The sequence below is a fragment of the Caulobacter sp. RHG1 genome (assembly GCF_013181195.1).
Lineage (GTDB): Bacteria > Pseudomonadota > Alphaproteobacteria > Caulobacterales > Caulobacteraceae > Caulobacter.
Genome location: NZ_SMZP01000003.1, coordinates 399378 through 416001 on the forward strand (window position 1 = coordinate 399378; position 16624 = coordinate 416001).

Genomic DNA, 16624 nt, shown 5'->3' on the forward strand with positions numbered 1-16624 from the left:
GCTGTGGCTAGTCTGGACGCCTTCTGGCGGCTGACCGGAGCCGGCTGGGCTCTGGTGCGGGCCGACGCCCTGGTTCCGCGCGAGGTCGAGCCGCTGCTGCCGCCGTCGGCGCGCTGGGCGGGGCGCTTCTTGCGCCTCTTCGCCGGCGCGGCCGCAAGGCGTGGTCGTCCGGGCGAGCGCCTGGCGCGGGTGCTGGAGAAACAGGGCCCGGCCGCGATCAAGATGGGCCAGTTCCTGTCGACCCGAGCCGACATCTTCGGGACCGCCTTCGCCGAGGACCTCTCGCACCTGAAGGACCGCCTGCCGGCCTTCCCGCTGGAGGTCGCGCGGGCCGAGATCGCCCGCAATCTGAACCAGCCCCTGGACGCGGTCTTCCGCGAGATCGGCGCGCCCGTCGCCGCCGCCTCCCTGGCCCAGGCCCATCCGGCCGTGCTGGTCGACGGCCGCAAGGCAGCGGTCAAGGTGCTGCGCCCCGGCGTCGAACGCCAGGTCGTTCAGGACAGCGGCGTGCTGCGCCTGGCCGCGCGTCTGGCCGAAAAGCTGGCCCCGGGTTCGCGCCGCCTGCGGCCCACCGAGTTCGTCGAGGTCGTGATCCGCTCGCTCGAGCTGGAGATGGACCTGCGTTTCGAGGCCGCCGGCTGCGCCGAGCTGGGCGAGGCCATGGCCCTGGATCCCTACATGCGCGCCCCAGGCGTGATCTGGGACGGCGTCGGCAAGCGGGTCCTGACCCTGACCTGGGCAGAGGGGACGCCGCTGTCCGAGGCCGCCGCCTTGACGCTGCCCGGCCTGGATCGAAAGACCCTGGCCGAGAACATCACTCGCGGCTTCCTGGCCCAGGCCCTGGACCACGGCCTGTTCCATGCCGACCTGCACGAGGGCAACCTGTTCGTCGCCGCCCCGGACAAGGTCGTCGCCGTCGACTACGGCATCGTCGGGCGCCTGGGCCCCGGCGAGCGCAAGTACCTGGCCGAGATCCTGTACGGCTTCCTCAATCGCGACTACGCCCGCGTGGCCAAGATCCACTTCGACGCCGGCTACGTCCCCGCCCACCAGGACATGGACGCCTTCGCCCAGGCCCTGCGCGCCGTCGGCGAGCCGGTATTCGGTCGCAACGCCCACGACGTCTCGATGGGCCGCCTGCTGGCGCAGCTCTTCGAGATCACCGCCCTGTTCGACATGGCCCTGCGGCCCGAGCTGGTCCTGCTGCAAAAGACCATGGTCACGGTCGAGGGCGTGGCCCGCCGCATCGACCCGACCCACGACCTTTGGGCCGCCGCCGATCCGGTGGTGCGCCGCTGGATCGGCCGCGAGCTGTCGCCCGCCGCCAAGGCCCGCGACTTCGCCGAGGACGCCCTGCGCGCCATCAAGGCCTTGGCTCGCCTGGCCGAGGCGCCCCCTGCCCCGGCCGCCGTCGTCGCCGTCGAGCGCCCGCGGATCGGCGCCCTGCTGTGGTTCCTGGTCGGCGCCATCACGGCCAGCGCCGCTTTCGCCGCCGGTCTTCTGCTGGCGGGTTAGCCGCTTTCGGCCTGGTCGCGGGACTTGGCCGCCGAAGCCCGACGCGTCTCGCGGCTCTTCTGCTGGGCCCAATAGTCCGCGCCCTCGTCGGGCTTGAACATCGTGCGCGGCGCGCCCTCGCGCGAGACCACCGCAAAGACATTGCCCTTGGGATCGTAGATCAGCAGGTCGCCGTTCGTACGCTTCAAGGTTTCCGACCCCTTGGGCGGGTCGCTGACGAAGGCGTGGACCTTGGCGACATAGTCATCGGCCGACTTCGCCTCGAAGGTCGCGCCGTTGCGTTCGAACGAGCGCTGGGCGTTCTCCTCGGCCGATCGGGTTCGGTTGGCGGCCCAGAAGGGCTTGCCCGCCACCAGCCTGACCGGGGCGTCGCGTGGATCTGAGCGACCACCGCCACTTTCAGGGCCGTTGGCCTCCGGCGTCGCCGACGCCTGGATCTGCGCCCGCTCCCCGCCGGTCGGCGCCTTGACCGCCGACGCCCCGCTATCGCACGCCGCCAGCCCCGCCAGCAGCAGAAGAGAGACATATCGCACAATCTTCATGATCGTATTCGCCCCAAATTTCTACTTTAACGATTGATGAACGAAAGCGGAACGCGAGTCGAGTCCCATTCTTCGCGCTGCGATTGCCTCTGGCGCTTCGGCCCTGGCGTGGGCATGTGCAGGACGATTGAACGCGGCAGGCGGAGCGTGACGTGAGCGGCAAGACCGAAGGCAAGCGGGTTCTTCTGATCGTCGGCGGCGGGGTCGCCGCCTACAAGTCGCTGCTGCTGATCCGGCTGCTGCGCAAGGCGGGCATCGGCGTGCGGCCGATCCTGACCAAGGCCGGACGCGAATTCGTCACCCCTTTGTCGCTGGCCGCGCTGGCCGAGGACAAGGTCTATGAAGAGCTGTTCTCGCTGACCGACGAGGCCGAGATGGGCCATATCGAGCTGTCGCGCTCGGCCAACCTGGTGGTCGTGGCCCCGGCGACGGCCGACCTGATCGCCAAGGCGGCCCACGGCCTGGCCGGGGACCTGGCCTCCACCACGCTTCTGGCCACCGACAAGCCGGTGCTGATGGCGCCCGCCATGAACGTGCGGATGTGGCTGCACCCGGCGACCCAGCGCAACATCGCCACCTTGAAAGCCGACGGCGTCAGCTTCGTGGGGCCCGAAGAAGGGACCATGGCCTGCGGCGAGTTCGGCCCCGGACGCCTGGCCGAGCCGGAAGAGATCTTCGCGGCGATCGTCGCGCAGCTGGACGGCCCCGCTGCTCGTCCGCTGGCGGGCAAGAAGGCGTTAGTCACCGCCGGCCCCACCTTTGAGCCGATCGACCCGGTGCGCGGCATCACCAACCGCTCCAGCGGCAAGCAGGGCTTCGCGATCGCCGAGGCGCTGGCCAAGCTCGGCGCGGACGTCACCCTGGTCGCCGGCCCGGTGGCTCAGCCGACGCCGGTCGGGGTCAGGCGCGTGGACGTCGAGACCGCCCGCCAGATGCTGGCCGCCAGCCAGGCCGCCCTGCCCGCCGACGTCGGGGTGTTCGTGGCCGCCGTCGCCGACTGGCGGGTCGACGAGGCGTTCGGGACCAAGCTGAAGAAGGAAAAGGGCGGGCCGCCGGCCCTCACCTTCGTCGAGAACCCCGACATCCTGGCGACCCTGTCGGCCACCGGCCCGCAGCGCCCGCAGCTGGTCGTCGGCTTCGCGGCCGAGACTAACGACGTCGAGGCGCACGCCCGCGCCAAGCTGGCCCGCAAGGGCTGCGACTGGATCATCGCCAACGACGTCACCGAGCCGGGCGTGATGGGCGGCGGTGAAAACGCCGTGCTGCTGATCACCAAGGACGGCGCCGAGCGCTGGGACCGGGCGGCCAAGGATCAGGTGGCGGCGCAGATCGCGGCCCGGATCGCGGCGGCGTTGGGTTAGCCCGCAAGCGAGCCGACAGCCCCCTCAGCGCCCCATCCCAAGGGCGGATGGCCTTAGGCCTTCTGGGAGATGTGCAATCGGGATTGACATCGAGTTACACGTGTAATTCAAATTGCTCTGTCGCTGGCGAACAGAGGGCAGACATGAGCATCCGTAATGGCCTGGTGGCTCTGGGCGCCTTCATGTTCGCTTGTCCGGCCCTCGCGGCGTCACCCGGTCTGCGGGTGGTTTCCGAAGGCCCTGCGCCGCAGAGGCGTGCGGTGCAGTTGATCGTGCATTCCGAGCGAGCGGGCCGTGATTTCCAGATCCAGATCACCGCGCCCGGCACACCGCCGATCCTGCCCGGCCAGACTGCTCCGGCGATCTATGTCCTGGACGGCGGATATGACATCGCCGGGCCTACGGGCTGGTTGTTAGGCGGCGCTGGCGCGATGGCTCCGGCCTATGTGATCACCATCGGCTATCCGCCAGGCGGCCCGCCCACCCGCGAGCGCGACATGCTCTTCGCGCCCGGAACCCGCCCCGATGGCACGGTCGCAAAGGGCGGTGGCGGAGCAGGATTTAGGGCCTTCCTTCTGGAGGAGCTCAAGCCTCTGATGGAGGCCCGTTATCCGCTCGATCCCAAATCCGCAGTGCTGTTTGGTCATTCGCTGTCGGGTATCTTCACGGCGAACATGCTGGCCGATAGCCCCGAGGCCTTTTCCGGCTACCTGATCGCTAGCCCCTCTCTCTGGGCCGATCCAAGCGTGACCGATCGCCTGAAGACCGTCGCCGCGCGAACCTCACAGCGCAAGGTTTTCGTCACCTGGGGCGCGAAGGAAGAGCCTTACATGATCGACGGCGGGGAAAAGATTTCTGCCGCCTTGTCGAGCGCCCCCGAGCGCCTCGTCCTGAAGACCAAAGCCTTTGAGGGCGAGACTCACATTTCGTACTACCCTCTCGTGATGTCGGCGGCGCTGCCGTTCCTGCTTCCGCGCGCGCAGCCCATAAAGCATCCCTCGCCGATCACCCTGACACGCAAGCAAACTGAACGCTATTTCGGGATCTACATCCTGTCTGATGGCCGTAAGGTCACCATAGGCGAGGACGAGGATGGTATGCTGTTGGAGGTCGATGGCGCTCCCCCCGCCAACATCCAGGCCGAGGCCGTGGATCGCTTCTACATCCACGGCGTCGATGCACGGATCACCTTCGACGCAGGGCAGCAGCCACCTCGGGCGATGACCTTCTATGTCAATGGCGCTGAGGCGCGCGCGGTCCGGAGGTAGGGCGCGGGCCGACGACGAGAAGGTCCGCCATGGGGTCGTCAGCGAACCTAGTCGCCGGGGAAGCTTCACCGCGGCCAACCCTGTTGCCTTGTAATCTTCCCCTGCCGAGACTCTGGCCCGAACCCCGGCAAATCAGCTACAGGCGGGCATGCCTTTCAGGAGAACCGCCATGTCCGCCATCCCCGCCGGTCTCGCCATCCGCTTCAAGCGCTGGGAAGGCAATGCCGACCTGCCGATTCCGGCCTATGCCACGGCGGGCGCGGCGGGCTTCGACCTTCGCGCCCACGTGCCGGAAGACGAGCCGATCGTGCTGAAGCCCGGCTCGCGCTGCATGGCCCCGACCGGGTTCTCCGTGGCGGTTCCGGATGGCTACGAGATGCAGGTGCGCCCACGCTCGGGCCTGGCGTTCAAGAACGGCGTCACGGTGGTCAATGCGCCCGGCACCGTCGACAGCGACTATCGCGGCCAGGTCTGCGTGCTGCTGATCAATCTGGGCGAGGAAGACTTCACGATCCGCCGCGGCGATCGCATCGCCCAGGGCGTGATCGCGGCGGCCCCGCAGTGGTCGCTGGTCGAGGTCGACGACCTGGACGCCACGGATCGCGGCGCGGGCGGCTTCGGCTCGACGGGCGTCTGACTAGAACGCCGGCGCGACCTGAGCGGCCTTGAGACCCAGGATCAGGTAGCCGCCGAAGCCGGTCGCGAAGGCGGCGGCGGCCATCCACAGCACCGGGCGGATCATGTCGAGCGGGGTTTGGCCCATCGGAGGCTGAGACTTCATCGGGAACTCCTGGCCTGAGCAGGGCCACAGATACGCACCGAGTGAGATACGCACGCCTGGGACCTTGGTTGCACTGGCGGGCGGCTTTTACAGTGTCGTGATTCCGACACAATGAAAATCGACATCCCCAAGGCCGGTTTGTAACCGTTGATTTCTGGACGACTGCGTCCATTTATCCCTTGAACCGCGCTCTGGACCCGACTATCCGGCGCGTCGACACCGCATGGGTAAGGGTTGGGAATGGCGCCGCCAGAAAAGTCCCCGGGTAACAAGAAGCTGGTTCCGATGATCGTCGGCGGGGTGGTCGTGGCCGCCGTGCTGGTCGGCGGGACCCTGTGGTTCCTCGACAAGCAGCATTTCGAAAGCACCGACAACGCCTTCGTCCAGGCCGACACCGTGCAGGTCAGCCCGCAGGTCTCCGGCTATGTGGCCGAGGTGCTGGTGGCCGACAACCAGCGCGTCGAGGCCGGCCAGATCCTGGCCCGGATCGATCCGGCGACCTTCCAGGCCCGCGTCGACCAAGCCATCGCCAACGCCAGCGCCGCCGATGCGGCGATCCGGTCGATCGACGACAAGAACAACCTCGAGCAGGCGATCATCGCCCAGCGCGCCGCCGGCGTGACCAGCGCCCAGGCCGACGCCGGCCGGGCCAAGGCCGACCTCGACCGCTACAGCGCCCTGGCCAATCAGGGCTGGGTGTCGCAGCAGAAGGTCCAGACCGAGCGCGCCACCGCCACCCAGACCGCCGCAGGCGTCGCCAGCGCCCAGGCCGCCCTGGAAGCCGAGCGCCGCACCGCCCAGTCGCTGGGCTCGGCCAAGGCCCAAGCCATCGCGCAAGCCGCCGCCGCCAACGCCGCCGTGGCCCAAGCCAAGCTGGATCTGGAGCGCACCGTGATCCGCGCCCCCGCCGCCGGCGTGGTCGGCGCCCGCTCGGTCCGTCCGGGCCAGCTGGTCCAGCCGGGCGTGGTGCTGATGTCGGTCGTGCCGCTGGGCCAGGCCTTCATCGTCGCCAACTTCAAGGAGACGCAGGTCTCGCGCATCCGCATCGGCCAGCCGGTCGAGATCCGCGCCGACGCCTTCGGCAAGGACAAGATCATCGGCAAGGTCGACAGCTTCGCCCCGGCCACCGGCCAGGAGTTCGCCCTGATCCCGGTCGAGAACGCCGTCGGCAACTTCACCAAGATCACCCAGCGCCTGCCGGTGAAGATCGTGGTCGACCGCAGCCAGCTGGGTTCGGCCCTGCGCCCCGGCCTTTCGGTCGAGATCAAGGTCGACGTCCGCGACGACTCCGGCGCCTCGTTCGCCGAGGCCGGCGCGGCTCGTCCCGCTCCGGCCCGGTAAGACACGCCATGACGGACGCCGCCACCTCTGGGGCGCCGCCCTCCGGCGCTCCTCAAAGCGCTCCCGCCGAGATCAACTGGACCAAGCTGATGCTTGGCTTCGGGGCCATGGTCATCGGCCAGTTCATGGCCATTCTCGACATCCAGATCGTCGCGGCCTCGCTGCCGCAGATCCAGGCGGGCGTCGGGGCCAGCACCGACCAGATCAGCTGGATCCAGACCGCCTATCTGATCCCCGAGGTCGTGATGATCCCGCTGTCGGGGTATCTGTCGCGCCTGTGGGGGACGCAACGCCTGTATCTGGCTTCGTGCGTCGGCTTCATGGTCATGAGCGTGCTCACCGGCCTGTCCACGTCGATCGACATGATGATCCTGACGCGGGCCCTGCAGGGCTTCATCGGCGGGGCGATGATCCCGACGGTGTTCGCCGTCGCCTTCACCGCCTTCCCGCCCGAGCGCCGGATCACCGCCAGCGTGATCATGGGCCTGATCGTCACCCTGGCCCCGACGGTCGGTCCGACCCTGGGCGGCCATCTGACCGAGTCGCTGTCCTGGCGGTGGCTGTTCTTCATCAACGTGCCGACGGGCCTGATCGTGCTGTTCGGCGTGGCCCGCTGGGGCGACTTCGACAAGGGCGATCCCAGCCTGGCCAAGGGCTTCGACTGGTTCGGCCTGGCGGTGATGGCCATCTTCCTGATGAGCATGCAGTTTGTGCTGGAAGAAGGCGCCAAGGACGACTGGTTCGACGACAGCCTGATCCTGTGGCTGACCGTCACCGCCGTGATCGGCGGCGGCCTGTTCATCTGGCGGCAGCTGACCTATCGCAACCCGATCGTCGAGCTGCGCGCCTTCAGCAACCGCAACTTCATGGTCGGGGTGGTGATGACGGCGGTGTCCGGCGCCAGCCTGTTCGGCGGCACCTTCCTGCTGCCGCAGTTCCTGGGCCGGGTGCGTCACTATTCGGCGTCCGAGGTCGGCACCACGATGATCGTCTCGGGCCTGTCGATGTTCCTGACCGGACCGATCGCCGGCCGCCTGGTGCGCAAGACCGATCCGCGCGTGCCGATGTGCCTGGGCTTCCTGCTGGCCGGTTGGGGCATGTACATGGCCCATGGCGTGACCAAGGACTGGGGCTTCTGGGAGTTCGCCGGCGTTCAGGCCTGCCGCGGCGTGGGCGTGATGATCGCCATGATCGCCACCCAGCAGGTGACGATGAGCACCCTGCCGCCGCACATGGTCAAGAACGCCTCGGGCCTGGTGAACCTGTCGCGCAACACCGGCGGCGCCATCGGTCTGGCCTTGCTGGCCACCTCGATCACCCAGCAGACGGCGCTCTATTACGACGACATGACCTCGAAGCTGACCGCAGGGGGCAACGCCGCGTCGATGCTGACGGCCCTGACCCAGCGCATGGCCCAGCTGGGCGTGGCCGATCCGGGCGGCGCCGCGCGCAAGGCCATCGGCGGCATGCTGCAGCAGCAGGCCACGGTCATGGCGTTCGGCGACGCCTTCACCCTGTTGGCCATCGGCAGCTTCGTCGCCGCCGGCGTGTCGCTGCTGGCCGCGCCGGTCAAGAACGCTCCGCCACCGCCTTCGGACGCGCACTGATGCCCAAGGTTCTTTGATGCCAAGAATTCCTGGACAGATCGACGTCGCCAAGACCGAGGCCATCCTGGACGCCGCCGTCGAGGTGATCGGCGAGCGTGGCCTGGCCGCGCCCATGGAGGCCATCGCCCGCCGGGCCGGGGTCTCCAAGCAGACGGTCTACAACCACTATGGCTCCAAGGCCGAGCTGATGCGGGCCCTGATGCAGCGGCGCGTGGAGTCGATCACCGCGCCCCTGCGCGACAGCGGCGCGGTCGACAATCCGACCGAGACGCTGGAGGCCTATGCCCGCTCGCTGCTGGAGACGGTGATCACCAACAAGAGCTACTCGATGATGCGGGTGGTGATGCTGGGCGCGGGCGAGATGCCCGACGTGGCCCAGGAGGTCTACGAGGCCGGCCCCTTGAGCGCCCGCCGGCAACTGGCGGCCTTCCTGCAGGCCGAGACCGAGCTGGGCCGCATGAAGGTCGAGGACTTCGACCAGGCCGCCGAGATCTTCTCGGGCATGGTCATGGGCCAGACCCAGATGCGCTCGCTGCTGCGCCTGCCGTCGGAGAAGACCCCAGACGAATACGGCCGCCTCGCGAGGGAGGCGGCCGTCCGTTTCATGCGAGCTTACGCGCCTTAAAGGCCCTGCGTCCTTCGAGGCCCGCTGCGCGGGCGCCTCAGGATGAGGAGCTTTGTTCTGAATTCCTCATCCTGAGGTGCGCGCCGTAGGCGGGCCTCGAAGGACGCACAGAGGCTCAGACTTACGCCTCTTCGGCGTCCGGCATGCCCATCATGTGGAAGCCGGCGTCGACGTGGACGACTTCGCCCGTGGTCGATTTGCCCAGATCCGAGGCCAGCCACAGGGCGCAGCCCGCGACGCCTTCCATCGAGGTGTCTTCCTTCATCGCGCTGAACGCCCGGCCTTGGGCGATCATGCCGCGGCCGCCGGCGATGCCGGCCAGGGCCAGGGTGCGCATGGCGCCGGCCGAGATGGCGTTTGCGCGGATGCCCTTGGGACCCAGGTCGCGGGCGATGTAGCGGGTCGAGGCTTCCAGAGCCGCCTTGGCCACGCCCATGGTGTTGTAGTTCGGGATGGTCCGCTCCGACCCCAGATAGGTCATGGTGATCAGCGAACCGCCGTTCGGCATGATCTTCGAAGCGCGCTTGGCGACATCCACAAAGCTGAAGGCCGAGATGTTCATGGCCAGCAGGAAGCCTTCGCGGCTGGTGTTCTCCACGAACGAGCCCTTCAGCTCATTCTTGTTGGCGAAGGCCACCGAGTGGACGACGAAGTCCAGCGTGCCGAACTTGGCTTCGATGGCGGCGAAAGCCGCGTCCATCGAGGCGTCGTCGGTGACGTCGCAGGGGATCATCGTGTCGACGCCGATGCTCTCGGCCAGCGGACGCACGCGGCGTTCCAGCTCTTCGCCCTGATAGGTGAAGGCCATCTCGGCGCCCTGGGCGGCCAGCTGGCTGGCGATGCCCCAAGCGATCGAGTTGTGATTGGCCACGCCCATGACGAGGCCCTTCTTGCCTCGCATCAGCTCGCCCTTGGGGAATGCGTAGTCGTCGGCCATGTGTCGGGCCCTCTTCAGAAAATCGTTGTCTGCTGAGTTAGCAGCGCGCCGCCGCGCGGCCTAGACCTTGCTGATGATCAGCGTGCCGTTGGTGCCGCCGAAGCCGAAGCTGTTGGACATCACCGTTTCCATCGGCTTGTCCGACCGCTGGCGCAGGATCGGCAGGTCGGCGAACTCGGGGTCCAGCTCTTCGATATGGGCGCTTTCGGCCGCGAAATCGTTGTTGAGCATCAGGATCGAGTAGATCGCCTCCTGCGCGCCGGCCGCGCCCAGGCTGTGACCGGTCAGGGACTTGGTCGACGAGATCATCGGCGGCTTGTCGCCGAAGACCTCGCGCACCGCGCCCATCTCCTTGCTGTCGCCGACCGGCGTCGAGGTGCCATGCGGGTTCAGATAGTCGATGGTGCGGCCGCCGGCCTCGACCATGGCGATCTTCATGCAGCGCGCTGCGCCCTCGCCCGACGGGGCGACCATGTCGAAGCCGTCCGAATTGGCCGCATAGCCCACGACTTCGCCGTAGATCCTGGCCCCGCGCGCCTTGGCGTGCTCGTACTCTTCCAGCACCACGATGCCGGCGCCGCCGGCGATCACGAAGCCGTCGCGGGCCTTGTCATAGGCGCGGCTGGCCACAGCGGGACGGTCGTTGAAGTTGCTGCTCATGGCGCCCATGGCGTCGAACAGGTTCGACAGGGTCCAGTCCAGCTCCTCGCAGCCGCCGGCGAAGATCACGTCCTGCTTGCCCATCTGGATCTGCTCGGCGGCCGCGCCGATGCAGTGGGCGCTGGTCGCGCAGGCCGAGCTGATCGAATAGTTGATCCCGCGGATCTTGAACCAGGTCGACAGCACCGCCGACGGACCTGAACTCATGGCCTTGGGCACGGCGAACGGACCGATGCGCTTGGGACCCTTCTCGACCGTCGTGGCGGCGGCCTCGACGATGACGCGGGTGGACGGGCCGCCCGAGCCGACGATCAGGCCGGTGCGCTCATTGGAGATATCGCTCTCCTCGAGACCGGAATCAGCGATCGCCTGCTCCATGGCGATGTGGGCATAGGCCGTGCCGGGCGCGAGGAAACGCGCCGCGCGGCGGTCGACCAGGCCTTCCCACTCGATCTGGGGCGCGGCGTGGACCTGGCAGCGGAAGCCGCGCTCGGCATATTCCGGCGCGAAGATCACGCCGGACTTGGCTTCACGCAGGGAGGCCAACACCTCGTTGGCGTTGTTGCCGATGGACGAGACGATCCCCAGTCCGGTGACGACGACGCGACGCATGCTCAAATCCTCTTCTCCCCCCATCCCGAACCGAAACTCGGGCCGGCTCTCGGGGGCCGGTCTCGTCTAAAACGCGTTAGGCCATCTGCTCGGGCGTGAACAGCCCGACCTTCAGGTCCTTGGTTTCGTAGATCACCTTGCCGTCGGCTTCCATCACACCGTCGCCGATTCCCATGACCAGCTTGCGCATGATGACCCGCTTCAGGTCGATCTTGTAGACAACTTTCTTGACGTCCGGGGTCACCTGGCCGGTGAACTTCACCTCGCCGACGCCCAGGGCGCGGCCACGACCGGGACCACCCGACCAGCCCAGGAAGAAACCGACCAGTTGCCACAGGGCGTCCAGGCCCAGGCAACCCGGCATGACGGGGTCGCCGATGAAATGGCAGCCGAAGAACCAGAGGTCCGGATTGATGTCGAATTCGGCTTCGACATAGCCCTTGCCGTACTTGCCGCCCTCGGACTCGATCCGGACGATCCGGTCGAACATGAGCATCGGCGGAGCCGGCAGCTGAGCGTTGCCGGGGCCGAACAGTTCGCCGCGGCCGCAAGCCAGGAGTTCTTCGAAGGTATAGGCGTTCTTCTGCATAGGGGACGCCCTAGCACGGCGTTGGGTCAGGTCTCAACGTTTCCCTGAAGGGGTGCGTTCCTGTTTCTCAGCCTATCCCTTGCGGCACTGGATCGCCGGATCGGCGCCCCAGATGTCGCTTTCACGGGCCCAGCCAGACGATCCGTCGGCCCGCAGCCGGCACCAGCCGTCCTCGCACTTGTCGAGGCTGGCCGTCGATCGCCCCTTCAGATAGGCGCTGACCTTGGCGTCCGGCTTGGGCGCGCTGAGCAATGGCAGGTTTTCCGGCTTCACCCGCATGGCCGAACGTCGGCCGTCGATCACCCGCCGGTGCACCCAGGCCAGGCCGCCTTCGGGGTCGCAGATCCGCCGCCATTCGCGGGTCTCGGCCACGATCTGCACCGGCAGGCCCTTGGCGCGGTAGATCCACAGTAGGCGCTGGGCCTCGTCCGGACCGTTGCGGGCGTTGACCTCGGCATATTTCAGCGAGACGTAGCGCGGTACGTCCAGGCCCGACGGCGTGATCCTGGGCGCGGCCTGCGTAGGCGCCGTCAGCAGCATGGCCGCCATGGCTCCCAGCGCGAACCCAATCCGCGGCGAACGTTGTTCTGATTTCGACGCCATGTTGCTTGGCCCCTCCGGGCCCCTTTGATACAGCTTTCAAACGCCCGTCAGTGAGAGCTTTTCAAACCGCCCATGGCCGCCCGCAAGCTCAAAGTCGTCGTCACCCGCAAACTCCCCGATCCGGTGGAGACGCGCATGTGCGAACTGTTCGACACCGAACTGAACGTCTCCGACAAGCCCATGTCCGCCGACGAGCTCGTCGACGCCATGAGTCGGGCCGACGTGCTGGTGCCGACGATCACAGACCGCATCGACTCGCGTCTTCTGTCGCGATCCGGCGAAAGGCTCAAGCTGATCGCCAATTTCGGCGCCGGCGTCGACAATATCGACGTCGCCACGGCCAACGCCCGCGGCATCATCGTCACCAACACGCCGGGGGTCCTGACCGAGGACACCGCCGACCTGACCATGACCCTGATCATGGCCACCTCGCGCCGCGTCGTCGAAGGCGCCGAGGTGGTCAAGGCCGGCGGCTTCCAGGGCTGGTCGCCGACCTGGATGCTGGGCCGCCGCCTGTGGGGCAAGCGCATCGGCATCATCGGCATGGGCCGCATCGGCCAGGCCGTGGCCCGCCGCGCCAAGGCCTTCGGCATGCAGGTGCACTATCACAACCGCAAGCCGGTCAGCCCGCGCATCGCCGAAGAGCTGGGCTGCACCTACTGGGAAAGCCTGGACCAGATGCTGGCCCGGATGGACTTCGTCTCGGTCAACTGCCCGCACACGCCGGCCACCTATCACCTGCTGTCGGCCCGCCGGCTGAAACTGCTGCGGCCCCATTCGGTGATCGTCAACACCGCCCGCGGCGAGGTCATCGACGAAGGCGCCCTGGCCAACATGCTGGCCAAGGGCGAGATCGCCGGCGCGGGCCTGGACGTCTACGAGCACGAACCCGCGATCAACCCCAAGCTCCTGAAGCTGCCCAACGTCGTGCTGCTGCCCCACATGGGCTCGGCCACGGTCGAGGGCCGCATCGACATGGGCGAGAAGGTCATCGTCAACGTGAAGACCTTCATGGACGGCCACAGGCCGCCGGACCGGGTGATCCCGGCGATGCTGTGAGGGTCCGTCCTCGCCCTTCGACAGGCTCAGGGTGAGGACTAATTCTGACGCCGCTACAGTAGAAAACCTCACCCTGAGCTCGTCGAAGGGCGGGGTTTTCGGCCCTTCAGCGCGTCGTCATGTTGGCGCCCATGCGGCCGAAGATCTCGTTCAGGGCTTCCGCCAACTCAGGCTCGACACCGGCCTGGTCCAGCGCCCGGCGCATGGCGTGCGTCCACTGCCCCGCCGTAGCCGCGTCGATCGGCATGGCGCGGTGCATCGACATCATGCAGACGCCCGGATGCTGGGTGAACCAGTCGCGGGGGCCGCCCAGCCAGCCGGTCATCCAGCCTTTCAGCGAGGCGCGCACGGGCGTCATGTCGGCCGCGTGCATGGCCCGCAGTTCTGCATAGGCCGGGTCGGTCTCGATCAGGTCGTAGAAGGCCTCGACCAGGGCGTCGATGCGGGCCGCGCCGCCGATCTGGTCGAAGGCGGTGTCCTGGGTGTCGACGCTCATCGAGGGCTCCGGGCGAAAACGCCAGGATCGGCGCGATCCGGGGACCGCGCCTTGATCCGCCTCAAGCCTTAGGCCCGCATGTCGCCCTTCTCGACGAACCGCTGATGCCAGGCGAAGGCCTCCATCAGCAGGGTCGGCGACTGCTGGCCGTAGGAGTCGCGACGGGCGCGGGTCAGATAGTCCTTCAGGGCCGGGCGATAGTCGGGGTGCGAGCAGTTCTCGATGATCACTTCCGCCCGCTGGCGGGGCGACAGGCCGCGCAGGTCGGCCAGGCCCTGTTCGGTGACCAGGATCTGGACGTCCTGGTTGATGTGGTCGACGTGCGGGGTCTTCGGGACAATGGTCGAAATCTTGCCGCCCTTGGCCGTCGACGGAGCCATGAAGATCGAGACGTAAGCGTTGCGGGCGAAGTCGCCGCTGCCGCCGATGCCGTTCTGGATGCGCGAGCCCATCAGGTGGGTCGAGTTCACCGCCCCATGGATGTCGGCTTCGATCATGCCGTTCATGGCGATGCAGCCCAGGCGGCGGATCAGTTCGGGGTGATTGCTGATCTCCTGCGGGCGCAGCACGAGACGATCGCGATAAGCGGCCATGTCGGCGTTCAGTTCGCGGGCGGCCTCGGGGCTGAGCGAGAAGGCCGTGGCCGAGGCGCTGAGCAGCTTGCCGGACTTCATCAGCTCCAGCATCCCGTCCTGCAGCACCTCGGTATAGGCGGTCATGCTGTCGAACGGGCCGTCGACCAGGCCGAACATCACCGCGTTGGCGATATTGCCCACGCCTGATTGCAGCGGCAGCAGGGTGGCCGGCAGGCGGCCGCGCGCGACCTCGTGGCGGAAGAACTCCATGATGTGGCCGGCGATGGCCCGATGGTCCTCGCCGGGCGCGTCGAACGGCAGGTTGCGGTCGGGCGCGTCGGTCTCGACCACCGCCACGACCTTCGACGGGTCACAGCGGAAATAGGCCTCGCCGATGCGGTCGTTGGGCTTGACCAGCGGGATCGGCACGCGGTTCGGCGGCAGGGCCGTGCCGTAGTAGATGTCGTGCATCCCTTCCAGCGCTGGGTTCTGCCAACGGTTAACCTCCAGGATCACCTTCTCGGCGCGGTCGATCCAGGTCTTGTTGTTGCCCACCGACGACGACGGGACCAGCGAACCGTCCGGGCGGATGCCGCTGACCTCGATCACCGCGGTGTCCAGCGGGCCCAGGAACCCCTGCCAGGCCATCGGGGCCACTTGGCTCAGGTGCATGTCGAAATAGTCCATCTCGCCGCGATTGATCTTCTCGCGGGCGATGGGGTCGGAATTGTAGGGCAGGCGGAACTCGATGCCGTCGGCCTTGGCCAGGGCGCCGTCCAGCTCCGGCCCGGTCGAGGCGCCGGTCCAGACCCGCAGGCGGAACGGATTGCCCGCCGCGTGCTCGGCCTCGATGCGGTTGGCCAGGGCCAGCGGCACCGACTTCGGGTAGCCCGAGCCGGTGAAACCGCTCATGCCGACGGTGCTGCCAGGGGCGATCAAGGCCGCGGCGTCCTCCGCCGACATCACCTTGGACTTCAAGCTTTCCAGTTCGATCCGAGCGCCAGCCATGGGATCCTCCGTTACTGTCGGGGAGGCCTTACCGCAAAGGGATGACGGCCGCGCCTCCGTAAAGTCACGGACGCGGCGGATGGGTGGCCAGCCAGGCCTTGAGATCGGCGGCCGAGCGTTCGGGGATCTGCTCCATCGGCACGTGGCCGACGCCGGGGTAAATGATCAGGGTCGCGCCCGGTATGGCCTTGTGGAACTTCTCGCCGTCGGCAGCCGGAATCAGCCGGTCATCCTGGCCGAACAGGATCAGGGTCGGGACGTGGATGCGCGACAGGTCGGCCGCCTTCGCCTCACGACGCGGACCGGTCTGCAGCGACAGCAGAATGTCGCGATGGCCGGGCGCGCGGGCCAGGTCCGCATAGCGGTCGATCAGGGCCGGCGTCACAAGCTTGGGATCCAGATAGGCCGCTCGCAGGCCCTGGGCGATCAGCGGCCGGGTGTCGATATCCTTCAGCAGGGCGCGGCCGACCGGCGTGCGCATGACCGAGAAGATCGCCGCGCCGCTGGCCTTTTCCGCCGGCCATCCCGCCGAGTCGACCAGCAACAGGCGCTCGACCCTGTCCGAATGGTCCAGCGTGTAGGCCCAGGCGACACCACCGCCCATGGAATTGCCGCCGAGGGTGAAGCGCGAGAGGCCCAGGCCTCGGGTCACCCCGTCGACCACCGCCTCGAAACCGTCGCGGCCGCCAACCAGCGGGCCGCGCGTCAGGCCATGGCCCGGCAGGTCCAGCACGACCACGCGGTAGTCCTTGGCCAGCGCCGCGATCCAGCCGTCCCAGGCGTGGGTCGAGGCTGAGAAACCGTGGACCAGCACGATGGCTGGCGCGTCACGGGGTCCGATGTCGCGGTAGTGCGCCCGCACGCCGCTGGGCAGGTCCATATAGCGGCTGTCGGCGTGGCCATACCGCTGCTCGAGCGTGGCGTAGGGAATGTCGGGCCGCTGCAGCAGGAACCAGCCGCCGACCAGCAGCACGACGACCACGCCCAGGCCGATCAACAGTCCGCGCGTCAGTTTGCTCATGCCGCCCTCTCCGCCGAGGCCTTC

Annotated in this window: 17 protein-coding genes; 8 read left to right on the forward strand and 9 right to left on the reverse strand. The window is 67.8% G+C overall.

The genetic code is table 11. From position 1 onward, the window contains the following. The first annotated feature begins 3 nt into the window (after positions 1–3). Positions 4–1515: a 2-polyprenylphenol 6-hydroxylase gene (gene ubiB, locus E1H18_RS09580; protein ID WP_172266777.1), complete on the forward strand. Its 1512-nt coding sequence runs from the start codon at positions 4–6 to the stop codon at positions 1513–1515. Here the strand turns inward: ubiB and E1H18_RS09585 are convergent. Next, on the reverse strand, positions 1512–2057 hold the full coding sequence (locus tag E1H18_RS09585; protein WP_172266780.1) for a hypothetical protein: 546 nt from the start codon (positions 2055–2057) through the stop codon (positions 1512–1514). The two genes, ubiB and E1H18_RS09585, sit on opposite strands and share 4 nt — an antisense overlap. Before the next feature lie 152 nt (positions 2058–2209). On the opposite strand from E1H18_RS09585, the gene coaBC reads away from it, so the two are divergent. The 3 genes from coaBC (at position 2210) to dut (ending at position 5323) form a co-directional block, all read left to right on the forward strand. Then, positions 2210–3418, forward strand: a complete 1209-nt coding sequence (gene coaBC, locus E1H18_RS09590; RefSeq protein WP_172266783.1) for a bifunctional phosphopantothenoylcysteine decarboxylase/phosphopantothenate--cysteine ligase CoaBC — start codon at positions 2210–2212, stop codon at positions 3416–3418. A gap of 143 nt (positions 3419–3561) precedes the next feature. After that, complete coding sequence (locus E1H18_RS09595; RefSeq protein ID WP_241735963.1) at positions 3562–4686, forward strand: alpha/beta hydrolase; 1125 nt, start codon at positions 3562–3564, stop codon at positions 4684–4686. 169 nt (positions 4687–4855) lie between these two features. Next, the gene (gene dut / locus E1H18_RS09600; protein WP_172266786.1) at positions 4856–5323 is read left to right on the forward strand and encodes a dUTP diphosphatase; all 468 of its coding nucleotides are present in this window, start codon (positions 4856–4858) and stop codon (positions 5321–5323) included. Here dut and E1H18_RS09605 read toward each other — a convergent pair whose 3' ends face one another. Beyond that, positions 5324–5467: a hypothetical protein gene (locus E1H18_RS09605; RefSeq protein ID WP_172266789.1), complete on the reverse strand. Its 144-nt coding sequence runs from the start codon at positions 5465–5467 to the stop codon at positions 5324–5326. A 234-nt stretch (positions 5468–5701) separates the two neighbouring features. On the opposite strand from E1H18_RS09605, the gene E1H18_RS09610 reads away from it, so the two are divergent. The 3 genes from E1H18_RS09610 to E1H18_RS09620 are packed head-to-tail and all read left to right on the forward strand — an operon-like array spanning position 5702 to position 9040. Continuing rightward, complete coding sequence (locus E1H18_RS09610) at positions 5702–6808, forward strand: HlyD family secretion protein (RefSeq protein ID WP_370526469.1); 1107 nt, start codon at positions 5702–5704, stop codon at positions 6806–6808. 8 nt (positions 6809–6816) lie between these two features. Beyond that, positions 6817–8415 (forward strand): DHA2 family efflux MFS transporter permease subunit, encoded by a 1599-nt coding sequence (locus tag E1H18_RS09615; protein WP_172266795.1) that lies wholly within the window; start codon positions 6817–6819, stop codon positions 8413–8415. A gap of 16 nt (positions 8416–8431) precedes the next feature. Beyond that, positions 8432–9040, forward strand: coding sequence for a TetR/AcrR family transcriptional regulator (locus tag E1H18_RS09620; protein ID WP_172266798.1), 609 nt, complete (start codon positions 8432–8434; stop codon positions 9038–9040). Positions 9041–9161: 121 nt separating this feature from the next. Here E1H18_RS09620 and E1H18_RS09625 read toward each other — a convergent pair whose 3' ends face one another. The 4 genes from E1H18_RS09625 to E1H18_RS09640 form a co-directional block, all read right to left on the reverse strand. Beyond that, the gene (locus E1H18_RS09625) at positions 9162–9977 is read right to left on the reverse strand and encodes an enoyl-ACP reductase (protein ID WP_172266801.1); all 816 of its coding nucleotides are present in this window, start codon (positions 9975–9977) and stop codon (positions 9162–9164) included. A gap of 60 nt (positions 9978–10037) precedes the next feature. Continuing rightward, entirely contained in the window at positions 10038–11249 is a 1212-nt protein-coding gene (gene fabB, locus E1H18_RS09630) for a beta-ketoacyl-ACP synthase I (protein ID WP_172266804.1), read from the reverse strand. 76 nt (positions 11250–11325) lie between these two features. Then, on the reverse strand, positions 11326–11838 hold the full coding sequence (gene fabA, locus E1H18_RS09635) for a 3-hydroxyacyl-[acyl-carrier-protein] dehydratase FabA (protein ID WP_172266807.1): 513 nt from the start codon (positions 11836–11838) through the stop codon (positions 11326–11328). A 72-nt stretch (positions 11839–11910) separates the two neighbouring features. Beyond that, positions 11911–12387 (reverse strand): SH3 domain-containing protein, encoded by a 477-nt coding sequence (locus E1H18_RS09640; protein WP_370526471.1) that lies wholly within the window; start codon positions 12385–12387, stop codon positions 11911–11913. Between the two features lie 126 nt (positions 12388–12513). Here E1H18_RS09640 and E1H18_RS09645 point away from each other — a divergent pair, with 126 nt between their 5' ends. Next, complete coding sequence (locus E1H18_RS09645; protein WP_172266813.1) at positions 12514–13500, forward strand: D-glycerate dehydrogenase; 987 nt, start codon at positions 12514–12516, stop codon at positions 13498–13500. A 106-nt stretch (positions 13501–13606) separates the two neighbouring features. Here E1H18_RS09645 and E1H18_RS09650 read toward each other — a convergent pair whose 3' ends face one another. From E1H18_RS09650 to E1H18_RS09660, 3 genes are all read right to left on the reverse strand, one after another. After that, entirely contained in the window at positions 13607–13996 is a 390-nt protein-coding gene (locus E1H18_RS09650; RefSeq protein ID WP_172266816.1) for a group II truncated hemoglobin, read from the reverse strand. A gap of 68 nt (positions 13997–14064) precedes the next feature. Further along, a complete protein-coding gene (locus tag E1H18_RS09655; RefSeq protein WP_172266819.1) occupies positions 14065–15579 on the reverse strand; it encodes an acetyl-CoA hydrolase/transferase family protein in 1515 nt (504 codons plus the stop codon). A gap of 64 nt (positions 15580–15643) precedes the next feature. Next, on the reverse strand, positions 15644–16600 hold the full coding sequence (locus tag E1H18_RS09660; RefSeq protein WP_172266822.1) for an alpha/beta fold hydrolase: 957 nt from the start codon (positions 16598–16600) through the stop codon (positions 15644–15646). Positions 16601–16624 lie beyond the last annotated feature (24 nt).